This window comes from Enterobacter cloacae complex sp. 2024EL-00227, from assembly GCF_043945315.1.
Taxonomy (GTDB): Bacteria; Pseudomonadota; Gammaproteobacteria; order Enterobacterales; family Enterobacteriaceae; genus Enterobacter; species Enterobacter roggenkampii.
This window is the reverse complement of the sequence record NZ_JBIMQP010000004.1, coordinates 27,956-51,651: the sequence shown is the minus strand read 5'-3', so window position 1 is coordinate 51,651 and position 23,696 is coordinate 27,956. Positions and strand designations below refer to the sequence as shown.

34 protein-coding genes are annotated in these 23,696 nt (G+C 54.3%); 32 read left to right on the top strand and 2 right to left on the bottom strand.

What is annotated here, in order from left to right:
• The first annotated feature begins 134 nt into the window (after positions 1 to 134).
• The 6 genes from ACHH0Z_RS08810 to ACHH0Z_RS08785 all read left to right on the top strand — a co-directional run bounded on the left by ACHH0Z_RS08810 (position 135) and on the right by ACHH0Z_RS08785 (position 3,281).
• Positions 135 to 323: a hypothetical protein gene (locus tag ACHH0Z_RS08810; RefSeq protein WP_032610566.1), complete on the top strand. Its 189-nt coding sequence runs from the start codon at positions 135 to 137 to the stop codon at positions 321 to 323.
• A gap of 12 nt (positions 324 to 335) precedes the next feature.
• Entirely contained in the window at positions 336 to 569 is a 234-nt protein-coding gene (locus tag ACHH0Z_RS08805) for a DinI family protein (protein ID WP_073511651.1), read from the top strand.
• Between the two features lie 95 nt (positions 570 to 664).
• Complete coding sequence (locus tag ACHH0Z_RS08800; protein ID WP_199862054.1) at positions 665 to 814, top strand: hypothetical protein; 150 nt, start codon at positions 665 to 667, stop codon at positions 812 to 814.
• Positions 815 to 931: 117 nt separating this feature from the next.
• The gene (locus ACHH0Z_RS08795; RefSeq protein WP_044593269.1) at positions 932 to 1,741 is read left to right on the top strand and encodes a TIGR04255 family protein; all 810 of its coding nucleotides are present in this window, start codon (positions 932 to 934) and stop codon (positions 1,739 to 1,741) included.
• A gap of 19 nt (positions 1,742 to 1,760) precedes the next feature.
• On the top strand, positions 1,761 to 2,423 hold the full coding sequence (locus ACHH0Z_RS08790; RefSeq protein ID WP_096079987.1) for a hypothetical protein: 663 nt from the start codon (positions 1,761 to 1,763) through the stop codon (positions 2,421 to 2,423).
• Positions 2,424 to 2,432: 9 nt separating this feature from the next.
• Entirely contained in the window at positions 2,433 to 3,281 is an 849-nt protein-coding gene (locus ACHH0Z_RS08785; protein ID WP_248250305.1) for a hypothetical protein, read from the top strand.
• Positions 3,282 to 3,318: 37 nt separating this feature from the next.
• On the opposite strand, the gene ACHH0Z_RS08780 is transcribed toward ACHH0Z_RS08785, so the two are convergent.
• Both ACHH0Z_RS08780 and ACHH0Z_RS08775 read right to left on the bottom strand, forming a co-directional pair.
• Complete coding sequence (locus ACHH0Z_RS08780; RefSeq protein WP_013098798.1) at positions 3,319 to 4,353, bottom strand: phage portal protein; 1,035 nt, start codon at positions 4,351 to 4,353, stop codon at positions 3,319 to 3,321.
• Complete coding sequence (locus ACHH0Z_RS08775; protein ID WP_395149522.1) at positions 4,353 to 6,119, bottom strand: terminase ATPase subunit family protein; 1,767 nt, start codon at positions 6,117 to 6,119, stop codon at positions 4,353 to 4,355. The genes ACHH0Z_RS08780 and ACHH0Z_RS08775 overlap by 1 nt, the downstream gene beginning before the upstream one ends.
• Before the next feature lie 142 nt (positions 6,120 to 6,261).
• Here ACHH0Z_RS08775 and ACHH0Z_RS08770 point away from each other — a divergent pair, with 142 nt between their 5' ends.
• The 26 genes from ACHH0Z_RS08770 (at position 6,262) to ACHH0Z_RS08645 (ending at position 23,673) form a co-directional block, all read left to right on the top strand.
• Positions 6,262 to 7,095 (top strand): GPO family capsid scaffolding protein, encoded by an 834-nt coding sequence (locus ACHH0Z_RS08770; protein ID WP_179154399.1) that lies wholly within the window; start codon positions 6,262 to 6,264, stop codon positions 7,093 to 7,095.
• Positions 7,096 to 7,111: 16 nt separating this feature from the next.
• Positions 7,112 to 8,173 carry a phage major capsid protein, P2 family gene (locus ACHH0Z_RS08765; protein ID WP_013098795.1) on the top strand — a complete coding sequence of 354 codons (1,062 nt, stop codon included), beginning with the start codon at positions 7,112 to 7,114 and terminating at the stop codon, positions 8,171 to 8,173.
• A gap of 3 nt (positions 8,174 to 8,176) precedes the next feature.
• Positions 8,177 to 8,827: a phage terminase small subunit gene (gene gpM / locus ACHH0Z_RS08760; protein ID WP_024552863.1), complete on the top strand. Its 651-nt coding sequence runs from the start codon at positions 8,177 to 8,179 to the stop codon at positions 8,825 to 8,827.
• Positions 8,828 to 8,920: 93 nt separating this feature from the next.
• Positions 8,921 to 9,385 carry a head completion/stabilization protein gene (locus tag ACHH0Z_RS08755; protein WP_025711939.1) on the top strand — a complete coding sequence of 155 codons (465 nt, stop codon included), beginning with the start codon at positions 8,921 to 8,923 and terminating at the stop codon, positions 9,383 to 9,385.
• The gene (locus ACHH0Z_RS08750) at positions 9,385 to 9,588 is read left to right on the top strand and encodes a tail protein X (RefSeq protein WP_179154397.1); all 204 of its coding nucleotides are present in this window, start codon (positions 9,385 to 9,387) and stop codon (positions 9,586 to 9,588) included. The genes ACHH0Z_RS08755 and ACHH0Z_RS08750 overlap by 1 nt, the downstream gene beginning before the upstream one ends.
• A 3-nt stretch (positions 9,589 to 9,591) precedes the next feature.
• Entirely contained in the window at positions 9,592 to 9,807 is a 216-nt protein-coding gene (locus ACHH0Z_RS08745; RefSeq protein WP_000171565.1) for an HP1 family phage holin, read from the top strand.
• Positions 9,788 to 10,297 (top strand): lysozyme, encoded by a 510-nt coding sequence (locus ACHH0Z_RS08740; protein WP_001069918.1) that lies wholly within the window; start codon positions 9,788 to 9,790, stop codon positions 10,295 to 10,297. The genes ACHH0Z_RS08745 and ACHH0Z_RS08740 overlap by 20 nt, the downstream gene beginning before the upstream one ends.
• 4 nt (positions 10,298 to 10,301) lie before the next feature.
• Complete coding sequence (locus tag ACHH0Z_RS08735) at positions 10,302 to 10,679, top strand: DNZ54_00345 family protein (RefSeq protein WP_395149521.1); 378 nt, start codon at positions 10,302 to 10,304, stop codon at positions 10,677 to 10,679.
• Positions 10,676 to 11,104 (top strand): Rz-like lysis system protein LysB, encoded by a 429-nt coding sequence (gene lysB / locus ACHH0Z_RS08730; RefSeq protein ID WP_196214633.1) that lies wholly within the window; start codon positions 10,676 to 10,678, stop codon positions 11,102 to 11,104. The genes ACHH0Z_RS08735 and lysB overlap by 4 nt, the downstream gene beginning before the upstream one ends.
• Complete coding sequence (gene lysC / locus ACHH0Z_RS08725; protein WP_378142141.1) at positions 10,989 to 11,237, top strand: Rz1-like lysis system protein LysC; 249 nt, start codon at positions 10,989 to 10,991, stop codon at positions 11,235 to 11,237. Before lysB ends, lysC begins: the two co-directional genes overlap by 116 nt.
• A complete protein-coding gene (locus ACHH0Z_RS08720) occupies positions 11,200 to 11,631 on the top strand; it encodes a phage tail protein (protein ID WP_395149520.1) in 432 nt (143 codons plus the stop codon). Before lysC ends, ACHH0Z_RS08720 begins: the two co-directional genes overlap by 38 nt.
• Positions 11,624 to 12,070 (top strand): phage virion morphogenesis protein, encoded by a 447-nt coding sequence (locus ACHH0Z_RS08715; protein WP_046669932.1) that lies wholly within the window; start codon positions 11,624 to 11,626, stop codon positions 12,068 to 12,070. Before ACHH0Z_RS08720 ends, ACHH0Z_RS08715 begins: the two co-directional genes overlap by 8 nt.
• A gap of 68 nt (positions 12,071 to 12,138) precedes the next feature.
• Positions 12,139 to 12,717: a phage baseplate assembly protein V gene (locus ACHH0Z_RS08710; RefSeq protein ID WP_179154394.1), complete on the top strand. Its 579-nt coding sequence runs from the start codon at positions 12,139 to 12,141 to the stop codon at positions 12,715 to 12,717.
• Entirely contained in the window at positions 12,714 to 13,073 is a 360-nt protein-coding gene (locus tag ACHH0Z_RS08705; protein ID WP_032266124.1) for a GPW/gp25 family protein, read from the top strand. Before ACHH0Z_RS08710 ends, ACHH0Z_RS08705 begins: the two co-directional genes overlap by 4 nt.
• Positions 13,060 to 13,968, top strand: a complete 909-nt coding sequence (locus ACHH0Z_RS08700; RefSeq protein ID WP_395149519.1) for a baseplate assembly protein — start codon at positions 13,060 to 13,062, stop codon at positions 13,966 to 13,968. The genes ACHH0Z_RS08705 and ACHH0Z_RS08700 overlap by 14 nt, the downstream gene beginning before the upstream one ends.
• A complete protein-coding gene (locus ACHH0Z_RS08695) occupies positions 13,961 to 14,566 on the top strand; it encodes a phage tail protein I (RefSeq protein WP_395149518.1) in 606 nt (201 codons plus the stop codon). The genes ACHH0Z_RS08700 and ACHH0Z_RS08695 overlap by 8 nt, the downstream gene beginning before the upstream one ends.
• Positions 14,563 to 16,257: a phage tail protein gene (locus tag ACHH0Z_RS08690; RefSeq protein WP_395149517.1), complete on the top strand. Its 1,695-nt coding sequence runs from the start codon at positions 14,563 to 14,565 to the stop codon at positions 16,255 to 16,257. The genes ACHH0Z_RS08695 and ACHH0Z_RS08690 overlap by 4 nt, the downstream gene beginning before the upstream one ends.
• A gap of 2 nt (positions 16,258 to 16,259) precedes the next feature.
• The gene (locus ACHH0Z_RS08685) at positions 16,260 to 16,715 is read left to right on the top strand and encodes a tail fiber assembly protein (protein ID WP_226804234.1); all 456 of its coding nucleotides are present in this window, start codon (positions 16,260 to 16,262) and stop codon (positions 16,713 to 16,715) included.
• Positions 16,716 to 16,849: 134 nt separating this feature from the next.
• Positions 16,850 to 18,022, top strand: coding sequence for a phage tail sheath protein (locus ACHH0Z_RS08680; RefSeq protein WP_395149516.1), 1,173 nt, complete (start codon positions 16,850 to 16,852; stop codon positions 18,020 to 18,022).
• Between the two features lie 9 nt (positions 18,023 to 18,031).
• The gene (locus tag ACHH0Z_RS08675) at positions 18,032 to 18,547 is read left to right on the top strand and encodes a phage major tail tube protein (protein ID WP_024552851.1); all 516 of its coding nucleotides are present in this window, start codon (positions 18,032 to 18,034) and stop codon (positions 18,545 to 18,547) included.
• Positions 18,548 to 18,601: 54 nt separating this feature from the next.
• On the top strand, positions 18,602 to 18,904 hold the full coding sequence (locus tag ACHH0Z_RS08670; RefSeq protein ID WP_001528658.1) for a phage tail assembly protein: 303 nt from the start codon (positions 18,602 to 18,604) through the stop codon (positions 18,902 to 18,904).
• Between the two features lie 14 nt (positions 18,905 to 18,918).
• Positions 18,919 to 19,038: a GpE family phage tail protein gene (locus tag ACHH0Z_RS08665; protein ID WP_000763315.1), complete on the top strand. Its 120-nt coding sequence runs from the start codon at positions 18,919 to 18,921 to the stop codon at positions 19,036 to 19,038.
• Entirely contained in the window at positions 19,031 to 21,808 is a 2,778-nt protein-coding gene (locus ACHH0Z_RS08660; RefSeq protein ID WP_395149515.1) for a phage tail tape measure protein, read from the top strand. The genes ACHH0Z_RS08665 and ACHH0Z_RS08660 overlap by 8 nt, the downstream gene beginning before the upstream one ends.
• On the top strand, positions 21,805 to 22,290 hold the full coding sequence (locus ACHH0Z_RS08655; protein WP_395149514.1) for a phage tail protein: 486 nt from the start codon (positions 21,805 to 21,807) through the stop codon (positions 22,288 to 22,290). Before ACHH0Z_RS08660 ends, ACHH0Z_RS08655 begins: the two co-directional genes overlap by 4 nt.
• A complete protein-coding gene (locus tag ACHH0Z_RS08650) occupies positions 22,287 to 23,387 on the top strand; it encodes a phage late control D family protein (RefSeq protein ID WP_275371189.1) in 1,101 nt (366 codons plus the stop codon). Before ACHH0Z_RS08655 ends, ACHH0Z_RS08650 begins: the two co-directional genes overlap by 4 nt.
• A 67-nt stretch (positions 23,388 to 23,454) precedes the next feature.
• On the top strand, positions 23,455 to 23,673 hold the full coding sequence (locus ACHH0Z_RS08645) for an ogr/Delta-like zinc finger family protein (RefSeq protein WP_395149532.1): 219 nt from the start codon (positions 23,455 to 23,457) through the stop codon (positions 23,671 to 23,673).
• Positions 23,674 to 23,696 lie beyond the last annotated feature (23 nt).

The window sequence follows — 23,696 nt, the reverse complement described above, 5'->3', positions numbered from 1 at the left end:
TATTGATCCGCATCAGAGCGATCTAATTGACAGATAAAAAACGGTTTACATTCGCAAACTCCTACTATACTGTAATTATAAACAGTGGATATATATACAGTTGTTGTGTATCCGAGGTAGTGATAGGAGGGAAAATGCAGGATTATCTTTTGGAGTCATTGAAGCTCCAGCGCATTGATTTTTTTATCAAGCTTGTAGCGGCTAGTGAGTGCAGCGACGAAGAAAAGCGGCTGGCTATCCAGTGGGTGTCCGAACTGACCGATGAGCTGATGGAAAAAATCAGAAATCATGAGTACAGCCGAGCTATGGGCGTTTCAAGTTAGAGGGGAATCTGTATGCGCATTGAAATAATGATCGATAAAGAGCAGAAGATTAGCCAGGCTACACTGGACGCCCTTGAATCCGAGCTTTACCGTAATTTGCGCCATCTGTATCCCAAAACAGCAATTCGTATCCGTAAGGGCAGCGCCAACGGCGTTGAGCTGAGCGGGTTAAAACTGGATGAAGATAAAAAGCGAGTGATGGAAATAATGCAGCAGGTCTGGGAGGACGACAGCTGGTTACATTAGCGAACGTTGCGGACGATAAAACTGGTTTTTACCGTCCGCAAGGTTGAACAACGAGCCACGCGAGGCGTTAGTGCTGTTGTGCATGACTATGCCGCATGAAATCGCATGATCGTTTGAGGATCGTTTTTGCTGAGGCCCGCCAGAACTGGCGGGCTTTTGCTTATGTCATGCAGGTGCATGAAAACCACTACACAAAGCGGGCAGGCGTGGCGGGGATACGAGCGCGCGCCGAAGCGATTATGTAAGAGTTTTGGCTATTGATGTCATAGTGAACTTAATGATGGAGAAAGTGTCAACCTATGTGTAAACTACAGTTAGTGAGATAGAGAGATATGAGATGAAACAACTTCAAGGAGGGCGGCATGAGTACTAACAGCGAACGTATGTCCAATGCGCCCGTTTACTACGCATTGGTGCAAGTAAAGTTTACTCCAGTAGCTGCAATGAGTAAGTATGTTCCAGACATACAAGATGCGCTAAGAGTTGAAGGATTTCCTTTATTTGAAGTTTCCAATACAACTCAGCTGAAATTTGAAATGAAAAACCCCAATGAGCCACCGGTACATTCATTTGAGCCTGTGACAAGTTGGTTGATGATTGATGCAGATAGAAGGTCTGGTTTTGTTTTAGGCAACGATTTCATTACGTTCCATACAACAGATTATGATAATCATGTACCTTTCATCTCGTCATTAATACTTGGTCTGAGCAAAGTTCTTGAATTTGCTAAGCCATCGTTGGTAAGCCGGATTGGGCTTCGATATTTGGATGCTGTGTTTCCTGAGAAAAGCGAAACAATTGAGCAGTATCTTGTAAAGGAACTTCATGGTGTTGATTTTGGATGGACGCCAATACAGTCCATACAAGAGTCTGTATATCAGACATGTGTTGAGCCATTGATCTCTAATGGATTTATGGTTTCACGCATACATAAGATGAATGGTCAACTAGGTTTTCCGCCAGATATGATTCCTAATGGTTTACTGCCGCTGCCGAGATTTAGTAACACAGAGCATCGTATGCACGCAATAATTGATACAGATCATTATGTTGAAGGCAACATGTCAACTGATTTGCAGTTAATTGAAAAACAGATTCTTTCGTTGCATAGTAAAGTTAAAGAAGCATTTGAAGGCATGGTTTCAGATTTTGCCCGTGCTAAATGGCACTGAAACAACGGAGGTGACTAAAATGTATGCAATTCCTACTGGAAGCATAGGCTCTGTAGATCGGTATACTCCAGATTCGCAGTCAAGCTCATGTGTATCAGGTGTTGTTGCTGTCGCCGCATCTTTACTATTAGTTGGTACGGGGGCTTCATACCCTGTAAATGCTTATAAGCAATGGCGTCAGTATGTTCAGCCAAGGGTTCAGTTTGCATTTGATTCCATAGAGTCAACGTACACGCCTGCAATTTCTCCTGAGGTTGATGTCAGGAATGTTGCCCAACATTTGGCTAATATTCGAGAAGTGCTGTCTCCATCAATGTCAGAACTGGCTAAGGATTTGGGGATAACTCGGCAGGCTCTCTATAAATGGTTGTCAGGGGAGAACCAGCCTGATGATGCTTCAAAAGTTCAATTCATTACCAACCTCAGTAATGTTGCTGACTCTTTTTCCAAAGCTGGACTCAATGATGCGAAGCTATTGGTGAAAATGAAAGCATTCAATGGTAGGTCATTGATGGACTTAGTAAAAGAAGGTGAGGATTGGAACAAGCCAGTTCAGGTACTGATTGATGAAGCTAAAGCGATGAATGCAGCTGCTGAATCGGCCAATTACTTAGCAAGCAAGGCGAAACCGACAGATGATTGGAAGTCATCTATTTCAATTCCTGGAACAGTAGAGGAATAAATCACATTTATGTTGGTACGAGGAACATCATGGCGTCAGGGGCATGTTCTTAAACATGATGATGCCGTTTCACTTGGACTTCTGAAGCCTGATGAAACGAACCATAAAGTTGTAGTTATAACGCATGATTGTGATTTACAGAGTAATTCTGAAAAAAACGTGGAACTGATGTTTGGCCCCTTGAAAAAGGGGTCAAGCAAGATGAAAAGAGCTAAGCATCCGAGAATCCTCGATCTATGCTTTGAAAACCCAGAAAGTGCTAAGAAGAACGCAGTAGAGCTTCGGCATGAAAGAAAAGTCATCATTTCTAAAGAAGCTTTCCGTTGTGAGGAAAACGATCCGGCATTCTCCATTAGCACAGAAGAGAAACAAGCTCTTAAGCAATGGTTAGCAGCTAAGTATGGTCGTCCAGCGTTTCCTAACTCGTTTGAAGAGCGCTTGCGGGCTTACGACGAGGATAAAAAGTTTATTTTCGAAAAAGAAGTTGCGGACATTATCGCCACAAACGCAGAGCATTTGATCGGAGTTTTTTTCGATTTGGGCGAAGAAAGATTTAACGATCTTGAGGAAGGCATACCATATGAGCTTTCTATCAATGTTGTTTATGATGCAACTGAAGGTGGCCCCGAGGCCAGAGGGGCGGCTGAACAAACCTGTTCTGATCTAAAGGCATTGTTTTATAAGTTTTATGGTGATCCAATCTTGGGACATTCAGAGCTTATAGAATTGAATACGTGCATTCCTGTTGCCGATACTCATTTCTCCCTGTATGCATTGAGGCGGATGGATCAATGGAGGGTGGAATACATCAGCCTTGAAGAAGATTCATATGGCGATTTCATTGGTGCCGGTGTTTAAACTGGCTGTTTCGACAGCCAGTTTAAACAGGCTTTAATCAAGCATCGCCTAATTTATATTCGTCAAAACGAATAATTTCGTCATTAAGCCATTCATTTAATTCCATTAATCTTTTTTGAAGTGGAATCAATTCATTACGAACGAATACTCGACTAGCTTTTTCCACGTCTCCAAACCCACCAACGTTGCTCGGCATAATTCCCATCATCTGCGGTGGCACGCGGTGCGCTGCCATCATGTCATCGCGGCTAACGTTCTTGATGTTAAGAAACTCATCCTTTGCCGCAACTTCCGACAACGGGATGATCTGGATGCCGTCTTTTTTACCATTGGGCGAGTACATAAACAGGTTGCGGAAGTTGCCTGGCCCTTTGGCGCTTTTCATTGCCTGGCGGATATTGTTAACGTCCTCCTGATTCTGTGCTGCATCGGTCATATACATGATGAAACCCGCATGGCTGCCGTTGATGTAATACTTCCGGCGGAACAGTGTTGCGGACTCGTTGAGCAGGGTTGACGGGATGGCGGAGAGATATCCGGGCAGCCCGTAAATCTCTTGATTAATATCCGGCTCCAGCAGATGAAAGATGTTGCCCTGCGTAAATTCATAGGGCTGCGTGGTCATGCCATACTGCACAAACCAGTAGGTGTCGAGGTCCACGCCGCGCCGTGTATACTTCGCCAGTGCTGGCTCCAGCGAGAGAACGCCTCCGAGCCGGTTGGTGCGCTTTTCCAGATAGGCGTTACCGAACACCAGATAGTCCTGGACGAAACGGGCAAAAGCCTGCTGGCTGAGCAGGCGGTGAGGAATGTAGGTACTGCTGAGAATGTCACGCTTAACGGCAATCGGTGAGCTGTGATGCACGGCGGCGCGATAGGTCCGCGCCAGTCCGTCAAAGCTCACCGGCGGCTCATACCAGCGGTCCATCTGCACGCATTCCACATAGTCCAGCAATTCCCGGCGGTCCAGCACGGGTATCGGGTCGCCAAAGCTGAAAGCTTCTGCAGACATGCCGCTGCTCTGTTGAACGCTCTGATTAGCTGCAGCGCGGTTCTTCTTACTCTTTCCCATCAGAAAATCTCCACAATATTGCTGGTATTGGCGGCTTCGCCCTGCAGCGGTTCGTTAAACAGTGCGTGCATCGTTGCCCAGGCCAAATCCGCGTGGCTGGCTTCTTCGCTGCGGCTGGCTTCATAGGTTGGGCGATTGCCGCTGGCGGTGGTGGTCCGGCGGATAGCCATAAAGGACTGCGCAATGTCGATATGCCCGGCGTCGAATTCCAGACGCCGGTGGCTGATAATGTCGTATGCCTTGAGCACCAGGGCGTTTTTGACGTTGGGGTTGTAGACAAACTCCCGCACGGCAGGAAAGAACGCTTTCACGTTCTCGTAGACACCGTGACCAACGCCGGTCGAGTCGATACCGATATAGGTCACGTTGTACTGCTGCGTCAGCTTTTTGATAGCGTCAGCCTGGGCGCGGAAATCCATCCCGCGCCACTGGTGCCGCTCAAGAATGCGGAACTTGCCTCCCGGCACGGTTGGCGGTGCCACCACCACGCACCCGGCGCTGTCACCGTTCTGCGTGCCTTTCGCCGGGTCGTATCCGATCCAGACTTCGCGCCAGCCAAACGGGCGCAGCGCCAGCGCCTGAAAATCTGCCCACACTTCCCAGCTGTCCACCATGCACGCCTGCAGCTCGCTGAGCGGGAATACTGACGCCAGATCGTCAATAAATTCGCACATCAGCAGGTTCTGGTATTCGTCCGGGCTGTACTCCATGCGCAGCTGGTCCAGGTCGAACAGGTTACAGCCGCCGCGCACCGCATCCTCCACGGTGACGATCTGGCGGTACTGCCCGTCAGGGCAGAGCAGGCCGCGCGCAAGGTTGTTGTGGGTCAGGTCAATATCCACCTTGTCCGCTTTGGCACGGCCCCGGTTAAACAGCGCGCCGGACCAGAACGGATAGGCGCTGTGGGTCAGGCTGGACGGCGTGGAGAAGTAGGTTTGTCGCCATTTCTTGTGAATGGCCATGCCGGAGGCAACCTTGCGCAGCTCCTGGAATTTCGGTATCCAGAAATATTCATCAAGATACAGGTTGCCGTGGTAGCTCTGCGCAGTGCGGGCGTTGGTGCCGAGGAAGTACAGGCACGCGCCGTTGCTGAGCGTCATAGGGTCGCCTTTCAGCTCAACATCCACCTCTTTTGCAAAGTCGATGATGTACTGCTTAAAGACGTGCGCCTGCGCCTTACTGGCTGAGAGGAAAATCTGGTTACGCCCGGTGGTGATGGCGTCAATCAGCGCCTCACGGGCAAAAAAGTATGTTGCCCCGATCTGGCGTGATTTAAGCAGGTTGCGAATGCGGTGTTTTACGCCCGCCTGCCACCAGTGGCGCTGATATTCAAACATGCCGTTGCGGAAAATTTCTTCCAGTTTTTCAGTCTGTTCATCAGTGAAAACATTCTTTTCGGGCTGGCGGCGTGGCCCTTTGTTACGGTTGGCAACTTTCGGGTTTAAGTCTGCTTCGTTGCCGCCATCGTTAAATTTACCGATCCGGGCGTGGCGCTCTGACTGGCGCGCCAGCAGGTCAATTTCCTTGAAGTCTTTCCCTTCTTTCTGCTCCTTCATGATGAGCTGGCAGTAACGTGCGGCGGTGGTGAGCTGCATCTGATCCAGCGGCCCATAGTCGCCCCATTTGTCGCGCTTCTTCCAGCTGTGAACGGTTGCAACTTTCTCGCCCAGCATTTCAGCAATGCGGGCTACGCGGTATCCCTGAAAGTACAGCAGCATGGCCTGCCGACGGGGATCGAGGTCTGCGGGGGTCAGTGTGGTGTTCATGGCACAAACATACGGCCTTGACAGGCGGCTTTCCCCGGCTGCGGTTTGTGTGGTTTACCGTACAAGTGCCGCGCGTTGTTTCACTCCCCCCATCACCGCAAACATAAGGCTCCAGTAAGTTTTTTCTAACGGAGCACGGCTCATGACAGTGAAAGCAAAGCGTTTCCGTATCGGGGTGGAAGGTGCCACCACTGACGGGCGCGAAATCCAGCGTGAATGGCTGGTACAGATGGCTGCCAGCTACAACCCGACGGTCTATACCGCGCTGATTAACCTTGAGCACATCAAGTCTTATCTGCCGGACAGCACATTTAACCGCTACGGCAGGGTGACGGGGCTGGTTGCAGAAGAAATCAAGGACGGGCCGCTGGCGGGCAAGATGGCGCTTTATGCCGATATCGAACCCACGGACGCCCTGGTGGAACTGGTGAAGAAAGGCCAGAAGCTTTTCACCTCCATGGAGGTCAGCACAAAGTTTGCCGACACCGGCAAAGCCTACCTTGTGGGGCTGGGTGCGACGGACGATCCGGCGAGCCTTGGCACCGAAATGCTGGCATTCAGCGCCAGCGCCACGCATAACCCGCTGGCGAACCGTAAGCAGAACCCTGAAAACCTGTTTTCGGAAGCGGTTGAAACGCTGATCGAACTGGAAGAAGCCCAGGACGAAAAGCCGTCCCTCTTTGCCCGCGTCACCGCGCTGTTCACCAAAAAAGAGCAGACCGATGAGGCGCGTTTCTCCGACGTGCATAAAGCCGTGGAACTGGTCGCCACCGAGCAGCAGAACCTGAGCGAGCGCACGGATAAATCCCTGTCCGAACAGGACAAGCGCCTTTCTGAGCTGGAGTCCTCCCTGCAGGAGCAGCTGGCCGCCTTTGCCGAGCTTGAGCAAAAGCTGAGCAGCGAAGACAGCCGTAAAGACTACCGCCAGCGCGCGCCGGGCGGTGACGCACCGGCAGGCACCCTGACCAATTGCTGATGGAGCATAAAACCCGATGAAAAAGAAAACCCGCTTTGCCTTTAACGCTTACCTGCAGCAGCTGGCGCGCCTGAACGGTGTGGAGATTGAAGAACTCTCCAGCAAGTTCACCGTGGAGCCGTCCGTGCAGCAGACGCTGGAAGACCAGATCCAGCAGTCCGCAGCTTTCCTGACGCTGATTAACATCACGCCGGTCACTGAGCAGTCCGGGCAGTTGCTGGGGCTGGGCGTTGGCAGCACCATTGCCGGAACCACCGATACCACCACCAAAGAGCGCGAGCCTACCGATCCGACGCTGATGGAAGACGTGGAATACAAATGCGAACAGACCAACTTTGACACGGTGCTGACCTACGCAAAACTGGACCTGTGGGCGAAGTTCCAGGACTTCCAGGTGCGTATCCGCAACGCCATCGTCAAGCGTCAGGCGCTGGACCGCATCATGATCGGCTTTAACGGCGTGAAGCGTGCCAAAACCTCCAACCGTGCTGAAAACCCGCTGCTGCAGGACGTCAATAAAGGCTGGCTGCAGAAAATCCGCGAAGACGCGCCGGATCACGTCATGGGCAGCACCACAAAAGACGGTGCAACGACTGCAGGCGCGGTCAAAGTGGGCAAGGGCGGCGACTATGCCAACCTGGACGCTGTGGTGATGGATGCCGTCAACGAGCTGATCGACGCGGTTTATCAGGATGATGACGATCTGGTTGTCGTCTGCGGACGTGAACTGCTGTCTGACAAGTATTTCCCGCTGGTCAACAAAGAGCAGGACAACAGCGAGAAAATTGCCGCTGATCTGATCATCAGCCAGAAACGTATGGGCGGCCTGCAGGCCGTGCGTGCGCCTTACTTCCCGGCAAATGCCCTGCTGATCACCCGTCTGGATAACCTGTCCATCTACTGGCAGGAAGATACCCGCCGCCGTTCTGTTATCGACAACCCGAAACGTGACCGGATCGAAAACTTTGAGTCCGTCAACGAGGCGTATGTGGTCGAGGACTACCGCTGCGCGGCGCTGGTTGAAAACATCGAAATCGGTGATTTCAGCGCGCCTGCGGCACCGGAAGGTGGGGAATAACGCATGAGCCTGAGTCCCGCACGGCAGCACCGCCTGCGCATTCAGGCCGAACAGGCCGCCCGTGAGGGCGGCAGTGTTCGCCATGCGTCGGGCTATGACCTGATGCTGCTGCAGCTGGCAGAAGACCGTCGCCGCCTCAAGGGCGTCCAGTCCACGGTGAAAAAGGCGGAAATCAAGGTGGAGCTGCTGCCGAAATATTCCGCATGGGCGGAGGGCGTGCTGGCTGCCGGAGGTGCGCAGCAGGATGACGTGCTGATGTACGTGATGCTGTGGCGTATCGACGCCGGTGATTATGCCGGTGCGCTGGAAATCGGGCGTCATGCACTGCGCCATGGCTGGGTGATGCCGCTGGGCAACCGTAACGTGCAAACCGTGCTGGCAGAAGAAATGGCAGACGCGGCGCAAAGCGCTCTGCTAGCCGCGGCCGGTTTTGATGCCGATCTGCTCTTGCAGACGCTGGACCTGACAACCGATCTGGATATGCCGGACCAGTCGCGGGCGCGCCTGCATAAAGCCATCGGCGCTGTACTGAGCGAAAGCAACCCGGCATCTGCCCTGAATCACCTTACCCATGCGCTGCAGCTCGATCCCCGCTGTGGCGTGAAAAAAGAAAAGCAGCAGCTGGAGCGCAGACTGCGCAATGACAGCCGCTAAAGAACGTGCCCCGCGCACGGGCGGCACGGGGTGGCGAAAGGCACTGCCACATCAAAACCCCGTCCACCGCCCACTTATTCAGGAGAAAGCCGCATGAAGTTTGTTGCGCCCGAACAGGCACCGGAACAGGCGGAGGTCATAAAAAATACGCCGTTCTGGCCTGATGTGGACCTGTCGGAATTTCGCAGTGTGATGCGCACTGATGGCACGGTGACGCAGCCGCGTTTAAAGCAGGTCGTGCTGACGGCGATCTCTGAGGTTAACGCTGAGCTGTACGACTTCCGCAACCGTCAGCAGATGCTGGGCTGGCGGACACTTGCTGAGGTTCCCGCAGAAATGCTGGACGGCAAAAGCGAGCGTATCCAGCACTACCACAACGCCGTTTTTTGCTGGGCGCGCGCCGTGCTCAATGAGCGTTATCAGGACTATGACGCCACGGCGTCAGGTGTGAAGCGAGGGGAGGAGCTGGCGGAGGCCAGCGGCGATCTGTGGCGTGATGCCCGCTGGGCTATCAGCCGGGTGCAGGATGCACCGCACTGTACGGTGGAGCTTATCTGATGAAAGTGCGTGCGCATCAGTATGACACGGTGGACGCGCTTTGCTGGCGTCATTACGGGCGCACGCAGGGTGTCATTGAGCAGGTTCTGCAGGCAAATCCGGGGCTGGCTGAGTACGGCCCATTTTTACCGCACGGGCTGCAGGTGGAGCTGCCGGACATTACGGCGTCAACCACGGCGCAGACCGTCCAGCTATGGGACTGAATTATGACGCTTGAACGAATCAGCGCCTTTATCACTTACTGCATCGCCGTGCTGCTGGCATGGCTGGGCGATCTGTCGCTCAAGGATGCGTCAACGGTTGGCGGCGTACTGATTGGTGTGCTGATGCTGGCTATCAACTGGTACTACAAACACCAGTCTTTCAAATTGTTACGTGGCGGCAAAATTTCGCGGGGGGAATATGAATCCTTCAATCGTTAAGCGCTGCCTTGTCGGGGCGGTGCTGGCTATCGCCGCCACGCTGCCCGGTTTCCAGTCGCTTCATACCTCCGTCGAGGGGCTGAAACTGATTGCCGATTACGAGGGATGCCGCCTGCAGCCTTATCAGTGCAGTGCGGGCGTATGGACTGACGGGATCGGCAATACGTCCGATGTGGTGCCGGGGAAAACCATCACGGAGCGGCAGGCGGCGCAGGGACTTATCACCAACGTGCTGCGCGTGGAGCGGGCGCTGGATAAATGTGTGGTGCAGCCGATGCCGCAAAAGGTCTATGACGCGGTGGTGTCGTTTGCTTTCAACGTGGGCACTGGCAACGCCTGCAGCTCCACGCTGGTTAAGTTGCTGAACCAGCGGCGCTGGGCGGATGCCTGCCATCAACTGCCGCGCTGGGTATATGTCAAAGGTGTGTTTAATCAGGGGCTGGACAACCGCCGCGCGCGGGAAATGGCCTGGTGCTTAAAAGGAGCATAACGGAATGAAAAAGAAAGTCATGAGCGTTTTTTTCCAGCTGGCATGGGCTGCGCTGTTGGTTATCAGCCTGCTGTATCCGCGCAGCGGTGCGCCGGTTCTGGTTGGTGCGTCTGTCTGGGTGTCATGCTTCCTCGCCTGGCTGCTTGCTGCGCTGTGCGCTGTCGGGTGGTTCGCCGGAGATCGGGCGCGCGATGAGGTCAGGGCGGCATTGCTGAAATTCAGGGCGCACGCCGTAAAACCCGTGCGTACATGGGTAATCAGGCTGCTTATTGTTCTGTGCCTGGCGTTTTCGGGATGGGTGATCACCCTGGTGTTTTACCTGCTGACGCTGGTTTTGTATCAGATTGCCCGCGCGCAGCTTCATGAGCCGATGGCGGCCTGATGCGTGCGCTGGCGGTAGTGCTGGCGCTGGCACTTGCGGCGCTGGGCTGGCAGTCATGGCGGCTTAACAATGCCAGCCACACCATCGAAACGCAGGGTGCGGCGCTGAAAAGCAAAACGCAGGAGCTGACGAAGAAAAACAGCCAACTGATCGGCCTGTCCATTCTGACCGAAACCAACAGCCGGGAGCAGACGCGGCTTTATGCGGCAGCGGAACAGACCACCGCACTGCTGCGCAGCCGCCAGCACCGGATCGAGGAACTGAAACGTGAAAACGAGGAATTGCGCCGCTGGGCTGACACTCCTTTGCCTGCTGACATTATCCGGCTGCGGGAGCGTCCGGCCCTCGCCGGAGGTGCAGCTTACCGTGAGTGGATGTCCCAGAGTGACGCAGTGCCGCCTGGAAAGGTCAGCACCGCGCAGTAACGGCGATCTGAATGCGGTGCTGGATGAAACCGAGGCCGCCTGGGCGGTCTGTGCTGACAAAGTGGACACGATTATTGCGTGTCAGGAGCGAGACAGTGAACAAACCGCAGTCCTTACGCAGCGCCATGAATAAAGCGGTTGCTTATGTCCGCGACAACCCGGACAAGCTGCACCTTTTCGTTGATAACGGCTCACTGGTGGCAACCGGTGCCAGCTCCATGTCATGGGAATACCGCTACACCCTGAACGTGGTGATCGAGGATTTCAGCGGCGACCAGAATCTGCTGATGGCTCCTGTGCTGCTGTGGCTAAGTGACAACCAGCCGGATGCTGTCAATAACCCGGAGCTGCGCGAAAAACTGTTCACCTTTGAAGTGGATATTCTGCGCAACGATGTGTGCGATATCAGCCTGAACCTGCAACTGACGGAGCGCGTGCTGGTCAGCACTAACGGCAGCGTGTCAAGCGTTGAAGCGGTGCCGGAGCCGGACGAACCCGAAGAAATGTGGACGGTGAAACGTGGATGAACTGCAGAGGGTGGATGACTGGCTGACGGCGCTACTGGCGAATCTGGAGCCTGCCGCGCGCAGCCGTATGATGCGGCAACTGGCGCAACAGTTGCGCCGGACGCAGCAGCAGAACATCAGGCTGCAGCGTAATCCTGACGGCAGCGGCTATGAGCCGCGCCGGGTGACAGCCCGCAGCAAGAAGGGACGCATCAAACGCCAGATGTTTGCAAAGCTTCGCACCACAAAATACCTGAAAACCACCGCCAGTGCGGACTCCGCCAGCGTGCAGTTTGATGGCAAGGTGCAGCGCATTGCCCGTGTTCACCATTACGGCCTGCGGGATCGCGTCAGTCGAAAAGGCCCGGAGGTCCGCTACGCAGAGCGCCGCCTGCTGGGCGTGAATGAAGAAGTGGAAACCGTCACCCGTGACACCATGCTGCGCTGGCTGGCGGGGTGATCTTTGTGCCACCGCTGGTACAAGCGCCCGAACTGCCTCCCTTTTCCCTCTGATGGCAACCTTTCGTTATGAATGCACAACTGACCGAAATTATGCGCCTTATCACCAATCTGATCCGCACCGGCACCGTGACCGAAGTGGACCGGGAAAACTGGCTGTGTCGGGTGAGAGTGGGCGAGCTTGAAACCAACTGGATTAACTGGCTGACGCTGCGTGCCGGTGGGGCCCGTACATGGTGGTGCCCGTCGCCGGATGAGCAGGTGGTTGTTCTGAGCATGGGCGGCAATCTGGAAACTGCTTTTGCGTTGCCTGCCATCTACTCCAATCAGTTTGCGCCGCCGTCGGATTCCGTGGACGGCTGCGTGACGGAGTACCCGGACGGGGGCTGGTTTGAGTATGAACCCGCCACCGGGCGGTGGCATGTCCGGGGTATCAAATCCATGGTGATCGAGGCGGCGGAAAATATCACCCTAAAAACCGGTGAGTTTGTGGTGGAGGCTGACTCCACGCGCATTAACAGCGAGGTGGTGATCAATGGCGGCGTCACCCAGGGCGGTGGTGCGATGAGTTCAAACGGGATCGTGGTGGATAAACACGGTCACACCGGCGTGAAGTCAGGCGGCGATACGTCAGGAGGTCCGGTATGACGCTGTATATCGGCATGAGCCAGGGCAACGGCAAGGCCATTACTGATACGGACCATCTCCGCCAGTCAGTGCGGGATATTCTACTGACTCCTCAGGGCAGCCGGATCGCCCGCCGGGAATATGGTTCCCTGCTGTCTGCCCTGATTGACCAGCCGCAGAACCCGGCGCTACGCCTGCAGGTCATGTCTGCGGTCTATGTGGCCCTGAGTCGCTGGGAGCCACGGCTTACGCTGGATTCCATCACCATCAGCAGCAGCTTTGACGGCTCCATGGTGGTAGAGCTTACCGGGCAGCGCAACAACGGCGCGCCGGTTTCCCTTTCGGTATCAACAGGAGCAGACAATGGCAGTGATTGACCTTTCCCAGTTGCCCGCGCCGCAGATAGTGGACGTGCCGGATTTTGAGACGCTGCTGGCTGAGCGCAAGGCCGCATTTGTGGCCCTTTATCCGGCGGTTGAGCAGGACGCGGTACGGCGCACGCTGGCACTGGAATCTGAACCCGTCACCAAGCTGCTGCAGGAAAGCACCTACCGCGAAATCCTGCTGCGCCAGCGTATTAACGAGGCCGCGCAGGCGGTTATGGTGGCGTATGCCATCGGCGGCGATCTCGATCAGCTGGCAGCCAGCTACAACGTGAAACGCCTGACGGTAACGCCTGCCGATAACGACGCGGTGCCGCCGGTTGCTGACGTCATGGAAAGCGATGAGGCGTTGCGCCTGCGTGTTCCGGCTGCGTTTGAGGGATTGTCCGTTGCGGGACCGACGGCGGCCTACGAGTTTCACGCTAAAAGCGCGGACGGGCGCGTGGCAGATGCCAGCGCAACCAGTCCGGCACCGGCAGAGGTGGTGCTTACCGTGCTGAGCCGCGAGGGTGACGGGACGGCAGGGGCTGACCTGCTGGCGGTGGTTGAGCAGGCGCTTAACAGTGAAAAGGTTCGCCCGGTGGCAGACCGCCTGACGGTGCGCAGCGCAGAAATTATTCCGTACAGCGTGGATGCAACGATCTTCCTTTATCCGGGGCCGGAGGCTGAGCCGGTGATGGCAGAAGCAAAAGCCAGTCTGCAGAAGTACATCGCCAGTCAGACGCGGCTGGGCCGTGATATCCGTCGCAGCGCGATTTATGCCGCGTTGCATGTAGAGGGCGTCCAGCGTGTGGAGCTGGCCTCCCCGCTGGATGATGTGGTGCTGGATAAGACGCAGGCGGCATCCTGTACGGAATGGAGCGTAACCAACGGGGGCACGGATGAATAGCCTGCTGCCGCCCGGTTCATCGCCGCTTGAACGCCGACTGGCGCAGACCTGCAGCGGGATTTCCGATCTGCAGGTGCCGCTGCGCGACTTGTGGAATCCGGCAACGTGTCCGGTCAGCTTTCTGCCATATCTTGCGTGGGCGTTTTCCGTTGATCGCTGGGACGAAAGTTGGGTGGAAAACGTCAAGCGCCGGGTGGTGCAGGATGCTTTCTACATCCATCAGCACAAGGGGACAACCAGCGCTGTGCGGCGCGTGGTGGAGCCGTTCGGCTTCCTGATCCGCATCATTGAGTGGTGGCAGACTGGCGAAACACCAGGGACGTTCCGTCTGGATATTGGCGTGCAGGACCAGGGCATAACAGAAGAAACCTATCTGGAGCTGGAGCGTCTGATCGGTGATGCCAAACCGTGCAGCCGTCATCTGGTTGGCATGTCCATCAACCTGCAGACAGGCGGCCCGTATTTTGTGGGTGCAGCCACTTATACCGGCGAAGAAATCACGATCTACCCGTATATAAACGAAACCATTATTTCCGGCGGCACCGCTTATGAGGGCGGCGCGGTCCATGTTATTGACACGATGAGAGTGAACCCATGAGCGCAAAATTTTATACCCTGCTGACGGATATCGGCGCGGCGAAACTGGCAAGCGCCGCCGCGCTCGGTGTCCCACTAAAAATTACCCATATGGCGGTGGGCAGTGGTGGCGGTGTGCTGCCCACACCCAACGCGCAACAGACCGCGTTAGTTGCTGAGGAACGCCGCGCAGCGCTGAATATGCTGTATATCGACCCACGGAACAGCAGCCAGATTATTGCTGAGCAGGTGATCCCGGAAAATGAGGGCGGGTGGTGGATCCGTGAAGTCGGCCTGTTTGATGAAACAGGTGCGCTGATTGCTGTGGGAAACTGCCCGGAGAGCTACAAGCCGAAACTGGCGGAGGGCAGCGGACGCACGCAGACCGTGCGTATGGTACTGATTACCAGCAGCACCGATAACATCACCCTGAAAATTGACCCAGCTGTGGTTCTGGCAACCCGTAAATATGTGGATGATAAGGTGCTGGAGCTTAAGGTGTATGTGGATGACCTGATGGCAAAGCATCTTGCTGCTGTTGATCCCCATTCGCAGTATGCACCAAAAGACAGTCCGACACTCACCGGCACGCCAAAAGCGCCGACGGCGGCGGCAGGCAATAATTCCGTGCAGATTGCAAACACGGCCTTTGTGCAGGCTGCTATTCTTGCCCTGATTGGTGGCGCACCGGCAACGCTGGATACGCTGAAAGAAATTGCAGCAGCTATCAATAATGATCCGAATTTTAGTACCACCATTAATAATGCGCTGGCACTGAAAGCACCGCTGGCAAGCCCGGCCCTGACCGGAACGCCAACGGCTCCGACTGCGGCGCAGACTGTGAACAATACGCAGATTGCCACTACCGCGTTTGTGAAATCTGCTGTTGCGGGGCTGGTTGGTTCGTCGCCGGAGGCGCTGGACACACTGAATGAACTGGCGGCTGCGTTGGGGAATGATCCTAACTTTGCGACAACAGTGATGAACGCGCTGGCGGGAAAACAGCCACTTGATGCCACGCTGACGAATCTCAGCGGGAAAAGCATTTCGGGGCTTCTCGAATACCTTGGTTTTTCAGAATATATAAAAGGCTTGATTGGTAAGGGGGATCAGTGGTCTGCCTGGCAATACCTCGGCTTAGTTGATGCGCTTAATGGTAAACAACAGGCGGATGCCACATTGACGGCACTTGCCGGGTTAGTTAATGGCGCAGATAAGCTCCCGTATTTTTCGGGAGTTGACCAGATGGCGGCTACTGACCTGACAGCTTTCGCACGAGGACTTTTGGGGAAAGCAGATGCTGCGACAGCCAAGGGGCACCTTGGCGTGGGGAGTGCAGGTGGCAGAAATGTCGGGGTTGGTTTTAGCGCCGGTGGAAGTGAAATTCCTGACATGACGTTTTTTGCGGGGTTGAAAGGCTCTGCGGGATATCAGTATTTTCCAAACGGCATGCTTCTGCAGTGGGGAACCGTCGTTCTGAAGTCTGCACCGTCAGGAGTCTCGATCGGGACATTCCCTGTCGCATTTCCTGGGGCCGGGCAGCAGATATTTGTTACCCATGATAATCCTCTCGCCAACGTGATGGCATTTGGTGCAGCCAGTATTGTCGATCCGACACAATTTAGAGTTAATGCCATTGCAATCAATGCTGACACATTCACTATGGCACCGGGATACAGCCTCACCCTGCGCTGGTTCGCTATTGGGAGTTAATAATGACAATTAAATTTAGTGTGAATAAACAGGCATTCTATGATGAAAATACAGATGTTATACCCGATGATGCAGTAGTTATTACCAATGAGCAGCATCTATCGCTGATTAGTGGTATGAACGATGGTGAGAGACGTGTTTACATCGGCAAAAATGGTGAGCTAACACTGTCAGACAGCAAGCCATCTCAATGGCATACCTGGGATAGTGATACCGGTGAGTGGAGCATTTCGGCGGATGCGCAAATTAAATTAGCCAACGTCGAGAAATCCCGCTTAATCCAGGAGGCAAACGACTACATAAGCAGTAAACAGTGGCCGGGAAAAGCAGTTATGGGGCGGCTGAAGGATTCTGAAAAGGTGCAATACAATGCATGGCTTGATCATCTTGAGGCATTGGCGGTTGTAGATACCTCCTGTCCGGATGACATTCACTGGCCTGAAGCTCCCGAAGATTAACCCCGTCCCCGCAGTTGCGGGGATTTTTTTTACTCCTTCCATTGTGCCATTACCCATACATAGCCCGGCGCGTGCGCCGCGCGCATATCAACCAGAACATAGGCACACCCCCTGTAAACCGGAGAGACTGCCTTATGGCTCAGGATTACCACCACGGGGTGCGCGTTGTTGAAGTCAACGAGGGCACCCGACCTATCACCACGGTGAGCACCGCCATCGTGGGCATGGTCTGCACCGGCGATGATGCTGATGCGTCCATGTTTCCCCTTAATAAGCCGGTATTGCTGACCGACGTGCTGACCGCCAGCGGTAAAGCGGGCGAGTCCGGCACGCTGGCCCGTTCACTGGATGCGATTGCAGACCAGGCGAAACCCGTGACTGTCGTTGTACGTGTGGCGCAGGGCGAAACCGAAGCGGAAACCACCTCCAACATTATCGGCGGCGTGACTGCTGACGGTAAAAAAACGGGCATGAAAGCGCTGCTTTCAGCTCAGTCGCAGCTGGGTGTCAAGCCGCGCATCCTTGGCGTGCCGGGGCACGACACGCAGGCGGTTGCCACTGAGCTGCTGAGCGTGGCGCAGAGTCTGCGCGGGTTCGCCTACCTGTCCGCCTACGGCTGCAAAACGGTGGAAGAAGCGATTGCCTACCGTGACAATTTCAGCCAGCGCGAGGGGATGCTGATCTGGCCTGACTTCATCAACTTTGACACCGTGCTGAATGCAGATGCGACGGCTTACGCCTCCGCCCGCGCGCTAGGCCTGCGCGCCAAAATTGACGAGCAGACCGGCTGGCACAAAACCCTGTCCAACGTGGGCGTGAACGGCGTCACCGGCATTTCCGCTGATGTGTTCTGGGATCTGCAGGACCCGGCAACCGATGCGGGACTGCTGAACCAGAACGATGTCACCACGCTTATCCGCAAAGATGGCTTCCGCTTCTGGGGTTCACGCTGCCTCAGTGACGATCCGCTGTTTGCCTTTGAGAACTACACCCGCACGGCGCAGGTGCTGGCTGACACCATCGCAGAAGCGCACATGTGGGCGGTGGATGGCGTGCTTAACCCGTCGCTGGCCCGTGACATTATCGAAGGTATCCGCGCCAAGCTGCGCAGCCTGAAAACGCAGGGCTACATTATCGGCGCAGACTGCTGGCTGGATGAATCGGTGAACGATAAAGACTCCCTGAAAGCCGGGAAACTCACTATCGACTACGACTACACGCCGGTGCCGCCGCTTGAAAACCTGATGCTGCGCCAGCGCATCACCGATCAGTACCTGCTGGATTTCTCCAGCAAGGTCAGAGCGTAAGGGGACACCATGGCTTTACCACGCAAGTTAAAACACCTGAACCTGTTCAACGACGGGAACAACTGGCAGGGGATCGTTGAGTCTCTGACCCTGCCGAAATTCACCCGCAAGTTTGAGAAGTATCGCGGCGGCGGTATGCCGGGCGCGGTGGACGTGGATATGGGGCTGGATGACGGCGCACTGGACACGGAATTTTCAATCGGCGGCACCGAACTGCTGTTATTCAAGCAGATGGGCAAGGCAACCGTTGACGGCATCCAGCTGCGTTTCACCGGCTCCATTCAGCGTGACGATACCGGCGAAGTGCAGGCCGTTGAGCTGGTTGTGCGCGGGCGTCATAAAGAAGTGGATTCCGGCGAGTGGAAAACCGGCGAGAGCAGCACCACCAAGGTCAGCAGCACCAACAGCTACGCGAAGCTGACCATTAACGGTGAGGTGCTCTATGAGGTCGATCTGGTCAACATGGTTGAAATCGTTGACGGCGTGGACCTGATGGAAGAACACCGTAATGCCCTCGGCCTCTGATTAACCCTAAAGGCGCGGGCAGCCGCGCCAGTATTTCATTAACAGGAAACGAACATGAGCGATAAGCTGACTGAAAAGACCGTAAAACTGGATACTCCCATCATGCGCGGTAAAGCTGAAATTACCGAAATTGTGCTGCGTAAGCCGCAGTCCGGCGCACTGCGTGGCACCCGTCTGCAGGCCATTATGGATATGGATGTGGGTGCGATGATGACCGTGATCCCGCGAATCTCCACCCCGACGCTGACCGCGCAGGAAATGGCAGAGCTGGACCCCGCCGATCTGACAGCAATGGCTGTAGAGGTGGTTACTTTTTTGTTGCCGAAGTCGGTGCTTGCCGATTTGCCGACAACCTGACGGTTGATGATCTGGTGGCAGACATTGCCACCATCTTTCACTGGTCGCCGTCCATCACTGACGTTATGCCGCTGACTGATGTGCTGGAGTGGCGGCATAAGGCAATTCAGCGAAGCGGGGCCAGCGATGAGTGATAATAACCTGCGACTGCAGGTAGTTCTGGGGGCGGTGGATAAGTTAACCCGCCCATTTAAAAATGCACAGGCTGGCTCTAAGGAGCTGGCATCAGCTATTCGACAAACCCGCGATCAGATTAAAAAGCTGAGTGATGCTGGAGGTCAGCTTAAATCTTTCGATCAGCTAACTCAAAGTGTTAGCCGTACTGGTGCCGAACTGGATCAGGCGAGGCTACGCGCTCAAATGATGACGCGCGAAATGTCTTCTTTGGAATCCCCGACAAAAAAACAAACGCAGGCGCTTGAAGCTCAGTGGCGTGCTGTTTCACGTCTTGAACAAAAACAGCAACAGGAAACTCGCCAGATGGCGGCAGCCAGGGCTGAGCTTTATCGGCTGGGGTTATCTGCTGGGGGCGGAGCGCGTGAGACGGCACGGATTGCACGAGAAACTGAGCGGTATAACCGACAGTTGGCTGAGCAGGAGCGCAGGCTGCGTGAAGTTGGCGAGCGTCAGCGAAAGCTCAACGCCATCAAAGCCAGGGCTGAAAAGACCCGCGAGTTAAGGAACTCTCTGGCAGGTAATGGTGCAGGGGCGATGGCGGCTGGGGTGACTACTGGCATGACGTTGCTGGCTCCAGTAAAAGCCTATTCAGAATCAGAAAATGCAGCGAATCAGCTCGCCGGTACAATGATGGGGCCGGGCGGAAAGGTAGCGCCTGAATTTGAAAAAATTAACCGGCTTGCAGTTGCTTTGGGCGATAAGCTGCCGGGAACAACAGCCGACTTTCAGAACATGATGACTATGCTACGCCGTCAGGGTATGTCGGCGCAGGTCATCCTGGGCGGCTTGGGAGAGTCAGCAGCTTATCTTGGCGTGCAGTTACAGATGGCTCCCACTGCAGCAGCTGAGTTTGCGGCTAAGTTACAAGATGCTACTCAGACCTCCGAAAAAGACATGATGAATCTGATGGACGTGATCCAGAAAGGATTCTACGCAGGGGTAGATTCAGGAAATATGCTGCAGGGGTTCTCAAAAATCAGCAGCGCGATGGATATTATTCATAAAAAGGGATTGGACGCGGCTAAGACATTTGCTCCTCTATTAGTTATGGCTGATCAGGCTGGTATGGCTGGAGAGTCAGCTGGTAATGCCTACCGAAAAGTATTTCAGTCCGTCATGAATACGGAAAAAGTGAAGGATGCTAATGATGAACTAAAAGGCACTGGCGTTAAGTTCGATTTTACGGATGGCAAGGGGGAGTTTGGCGGGCTGGAGAAAATGTACACGCAGTTAGCTCAACTCCAAAAGCTTAATACTGAGAAAAGGTTAGCTACTCTAAAAGGTATTTTTGGGGATGATGCGGAAACGCTGCAGGTGCTAAATATTATGATTACCAAAGGCATCTCAGGCTATCGTGAAACGGCTTCAAAGTTACAAAATCAGGCTTCTCTACGCGAGCGTGTTGATGCCTCCTTGAATACTCTTGGTAATAAATGGGAAGCCGCTACAGGTTCCTTTACCAATGCTATGGCTAGTATCGGTGAAACAGTTGCCCCAGCATTAAAGAAGCTGGCTGACTGGTTGGGTGAACTGGCTTCGCGTCTGGATGGTTTTGTTAAACGACACCCACAATTGACCTCTGCGCTGTTTAAGCTGGCAGCTGGCTTTGCCATTGTTGCAACCGCCGCTGGGGTTGTTTCACTGGCGCTGGCGTCCGTGTTAGGGCCGATGGCAGTAGTGCGAATGAGCGCAGGGGTGATGGGGCTAAAATTTTCATCTGCATTTGGTCTTATTGGGAAAGCAATCAGTTCTGTTGGTAAGTCAGTTATATGGCTGGGCCGATTGATGTTTGCAAATCCTATACTGGCCGTCATTGGGCTGATCGCCGCTGGTGCAATTTATATCTGGCAGAACTGGGACACGCTTGGGCCAAAATTCAAGGCAATGTGGGATGCCGTATGTAATGCCACAAGTACGGCATGGGATTGGATTAAAGAGAAGGCCAGCGACGCATGGGAGGGGATTAAGTCACTGTTCTTTAATTATACCTTGCCGGGATTAATAGCTAAAAATTGGGATTCAATAAAATCTGGCGTTTCTGAAGCGTGGGCCAATATCAGACAATCTATTAGTGATAAATGGAATTCGATCCTGGCTGATGTTGCCGCGCTTCCTGCGAAGTTTCAGGACATGGGCAGCGCCATTATTGACAGCATTCTCGATGGAATTAATGCCAAATGGGAGGCACTCAAAAGCAAGCTTTCCTCAGTCACCGATTATCTGCCTGACTGGATGACCGGAAATAATAAAATACAAGACAAAGCACAGGTGCAGGTGGTTGGTGGAGCTGCAGCTGCTGCCGTTCCGTTTGCCGGGATGTATGACAGTGGTGGGATTATTCCGCGCGGTCAGTTCGGTATTGTTGGGGAGAACGGCCCTGAAATTGTGAACGGACCCGCAAATGTGACCAGCAGGCGGCGCACTGCCGCGCTGGCTTCCGTCGTTGCAGGTGTCATGGGCGTAGCGGCAGCGCCTGCAGAGGCTGCTCCACTACATCCTTACAGTCTGCCTACTGTAGCATATAAACAAAGCGAGCCTGCGAAATCTGCCAGCGCGCCGCCAGTGATGCACTTTGAAACTCACGCGCCGATCACTATCTATGCTCAGCCAGGGCAGAATGCGCAAGATATTGCCCGTGAAGTTGCCCGACAGCTTGACGAACGCGAGCGCAAGACCAGGGCTAAAGCACGCAGTAGTTTCAGTGATCAAGGGGGATATGAATCATGATGATGGTGCTGGGGTTATATGTCTTTATGCTGCGTACAGTGCCATATCAGGAGCTGCAATATCAGCGAAGCTGGCGACACGCCGCCAACAGTCGGGTGAACCGACGACCATCAACGCAGTTCATTGGCCCGGATAATGACTCGCTGACGTTATCTGGCGTACTGCTGCCGGAGGTCACCGGGGGCAGGCTGTCATTGCTCGCGCTGGAGCAAATGGCAGAGCTGGGCAAAGCATGGCCCCTGATTGAGGGAAGCGGGACCATTTACGGCATGTTTGTAATCGAGAGCCTGAGTCAGACAAAAACGGAATTTTTTGAAAGCGGAATGCCTCGCCGTATTGAGTTTACGCTGACCCTGAAAAGGGTTGATGAGTCGCTGTCTGATATGTTCGGCAGTCTCAGCGATCAGCTCAGTAACCTGCAGGACTCTGCAATGTCTGCGATAGGTAATATTAAAAATACTGTTGGAGGGTTGCTGCAGTGAATTTTAGCTCTGATCTTTTTGACCTGAACAGCAAAAGCCCGGCTTTCAGTATCACTATTGAAGGTAAGGACGTGACAACCGCGCTGGATGCGCGCCTGATGAGTCTGACGCTGACCGATAACCGGGGTTTTGAGGCTGACCAGCTTGATCTGGAGCTGGACGACGCCGACGGGCAGATCGTTCTGCCGCGACGTGGTGCTGTTATTCAGCTGGCGCTGGGGTGGAAAGGACAGCCGCTTTTCCCGAAAGGGGCGTTTACTGTCGATGAGATTGAGCACAGCGGTGCTCCTGATCGTCTGACTATCCGTGCCCGTAGCGCTGATTTCCGTGAAACCCTCAATACCCGGCGCGAAAAGTCATGGCACCAGACAACCGTTGGCGATGTGGTAAAGGAAATCGCAGCGCGGCATAACCTCAAAATGGCGCTGGGTAAAGACCTGACGGACAAGGCGCTGGATCACATGGACCAGACCAATGAAAGCGATGCCAGTTTCCTGATGAAGCTGGCGCGCCAGTATGGGGCGATTGCTTCCGTTAAGGATGGAAACCTGTTGTTTATCCGGCAGGGGCAGGGAAAAACGGCGAGCGGTAAGCCGCTGCCGGTTATCACCATTGAGCGTAAAGTCGGTGACGGTCATCGTTTTACCCTGGCTGATCGTGGTGCCTATACCGGCGTAATTGCCAGCTGGCTGCATACCCGCGAACCCAAGAAAAAAGAAACAATCAAGGTTAAGCGCCGTCGGAAGAAAACCACCGCGCCAAAAGAGCCAGAAGCAAAACAGGGTGATTATCTGGTGGGAACGGATGAAAACGTACTGGTTCTAAATCGTACTTACGCAAACCGCAGCAATGCTGAGCGTGCGGCAAAAATGCAATGGGAGCGCCTGCAGCGTGGGGTTGCGTCATTCTCGCTGCAGCTCGCAGAGGGCCGGGCAGATCTCTACACCGAAATGCCAGTAAAGGTGAGCGGCTTTAAACAGCCTATCGACGATGCCGAATGGACCATTACAACGTTGACCCATACGGTCAGCCCGGATAATGGTTTTACTACCAGTCTGGAGCTAGAAGTAAAGATTGATGATATAGAAATAGAATAAATGAGTTCTCAATACTGATTCTTTGTGTATCATTATTGAGAACTTAATGGCAGCGGAGAAACTCAAGATGATGAATTGTCCAAAGTGTGGACACTCAGCGCACACTAGGAGCAGCTTTCAGGTCACTGATAGCACAAAAGAACGTTACTGCCAGTGTCAGAATATCAATTGCGGTAGCACCTTTGTCACTCATGAAACAGTAGTGCGGTTTATCGTTACGCCAGCCCTAGTAAATAACGCTCATCCTCATCCAGCAGCAGGCGGACAAGGCCACATGAATTTTTGAAGAGTCTTTATCACCATTTGGCT

What these genes read in the sequence shown, in the direction of transcription:
- ACHH0Z_RS08810 (WP_032610566.1), top strand. Translation starts at nt 135, where the DNA reads ATGCAGGATTATCTTTTGGAGTCATTGAAGCTCCAGCGCATTGATTTT.
- ACHH0Z_RS08805 (WP_073511651.1), top strand. Translation starts at nt 336, where the DNA reads ATGCGCATTGAAATAATGATCGATAAAGAGCAGAAGATTAGCCAGGCT.
- ACHH0Z_RS08800 (WP_199862054.1), top strand. Translation starts at nt 665, where the DNA reads ATGAAATCGCATGATCGTTTGAGGATCGTTTTTGCTGAGGCCCGCCAG.
- ACHH0Z_RS08795 (WP_044593269.1), top strand. Translation starts at nt 932, where the DNA reads ATGAGTACTAACAGCGAACGTATGTCCAATGCGCCCGTTTACTACGCA.
- ACHH0Z_RS08790 (WP_096079987.1), top strand. Translation starts at nt 1,761, where the DNA reads ATGTATGCAATTCCTACTGGAAGCATAGGCTCTGTAGATCGGTATACT.
- ACHH0Z_RS08785 (WP_248250305.1), top strand. Translation starts at nt 2,433, where the DNA reads ATGTTGGTACGAGGAACATCATGGCGTCAGGGGCATGTTCTTAAACAT.
- ACHH0Z_RS08780 (WP_013098798.1), bottom strand. Translation starts at nt 4,353, where the DNA reads ATGGGAAAGAGTAAGAAGAACCGCGCTGCAGCTAATCAGAGCGTTCAA.
- ACHH0Z_RS08775 (WP_395149522.1), bottom strand. Translation starts at nt 6,119, where the DNA reads ATGAACACCACACTGACCCCCGCAGACCTCGATCCCCGTCGGCAGGCC.
- ACHH0Z_RS08770 (WP_179154399.1), top strand. Translation starts at nt 6,262, where the DNA reads ATGACAGTGAAAGCAAAGCGTTTCCGTATCGGGGTGGAAGGTGCCACC.
- ACHH0Z_RS08765 (WP_013098795.1), top strand. Translation starts at nt 7,112, where the DNA reads ATGAAAAAGAAAACCCGCTTTGCCTTTAACGCTTACCTGCAGCAGCTG.
- gpM (WP_024552863.1), top strand. Translation starts at nt 8,177, where the DNA reads ATGAGCCTGAGTCCCGCACGGCAGCACCGCCTGCGCATTCAGGCCGAA.
- ACHH0Z_RS08755 (WP_025711939.1), top strand. Translation starts at nt 8,921, where the DNA reads ATGAAGTTTGTTGCGCCCGAACAGGCACCGGAACAGGCGGAGGTCATA.
- ACHH0Z_RS08750 (WP_179154397.1), top strand. Translation starts at nt 9,385, where the DNA reads ATGAAAGTGCGTGCGCATCAGTATGACACGGTGGACGCGCTTTGCTGG.
- ACHH0Z_RS08745 (WP_000171565.1), top strand. Translation starts at nt 9,592, where the DNA reads ATGACGCTTGAACGAATCAGCGCCTTTATCACTTACTGCATCGCCGTG.
- ACHH0Z_RS08740 (WP_001069918.1), top strand. Translation starts at nt 9,788, where the DNA reads ATGAATCCTTCAATCGTTAAGCGCTGCCTTGTCGGGGCGGTGCTGGCT.
- ACHH0Z_RS08735 (WP_395149521.1), top strand. Translation starts at nt 10,302, where the DNA reads ATGAAAAAGAAAGTCATGAGCGTTTTTTTCCAGCTGGCATGGGCTGCG.
- ACHH0Z_RS08710 (WP_179154394.1), top strand. Translation starts at nt 12,139, where the DNA reads ATGAATGCACAACTGACCGAAATTATGCGCCTTATCACCAATCTGATC.
- ACHH0Z_RS08705 (WP_032266124.1), top strand. Translation starts at nt 12,714, where the DNA reads ATGACGCTGTATATCGGCATGAGCCAGGGCAACGGCAAGGCCATTACT.
- ACHH0Z_RS08700 (WP_395149519.1), top strand. Translation starts at nt 13,060, where the DNA reads ATGGCAGTGATTGACCTTTCCCAGTTGCCCGCGCCGCAGATAGTGGAC.
- ACHH0Z_RS08695 (WP_395149518.1), top strand. Translation starts at nt 13,961, where the DNA reads ATGAATAGCCTGCTGCCGCCCGGTTCATCGCCGCTTGAACGCCGACTG.
- ACHH0Z_RS08690 (WP_395149517.1), top strand. Translation starts at nt 14,563, where the DNA reads ATGAGCGCAAAATTTTATACCCTGCTGACGGATATCGGCGCGGCGAAA.
- ACHH0Z_RS08685 (WP_226804234.1), top strand. Translation starts at nt 16,260, where the DNA reads ATGACAATTAAATTTAGTGTGAATAAACAGGCATTCTATGATGAAAAT.
- ACHH0Z_RS08680 (WP_395149516.1), top strand. Translation starts at nt 16,850, where the DNA reads ATGGCTCAGGATTACCACCACGGGGTGCGCGTTGTTGAAGTCAACGAG.
- ACHH0Z_RS08675 (WP_024552851.1), top strand. Translation starts at nt 18,032, where the DNA reads ATGGCTTTACCACGCAAGTTAAAACACCTGAACCTGTTCAACGACGGG.
- ACHH0Z_RS08670 (WP_001528658.1), top strand. Translation starts at nt 18,602, where the DNA reads ATGAGCGATAAGCTGACTGAAAAGACCGTAAAACTGGATACTCCCATC.
- ACHH0Z_RS08660 (WP_395149515.1), top strand. Translation starts at nt 19,031, where the DNA reads ATGAGTGATAATAACCTGCGACTGCAGGTAGTTCTGGGGGCGGTGGAT.
- ACHH0Z_RS08655 (WP_395149514.1), top strand. Translation starts at nt 21,805, where the DNA reads ATGATGATGGTGCTGGGGTTATATGTCTTTATGCTGCGTACAGTGCCA.
- ACHH0Z_RS08645 (WP_395149532.1), top strand. Translation starts at nt 23,455, where the DNA reads ATGATGAATTGTCCAAAGTGTGGACACTCAGCGCACACTAGGAGCAGC.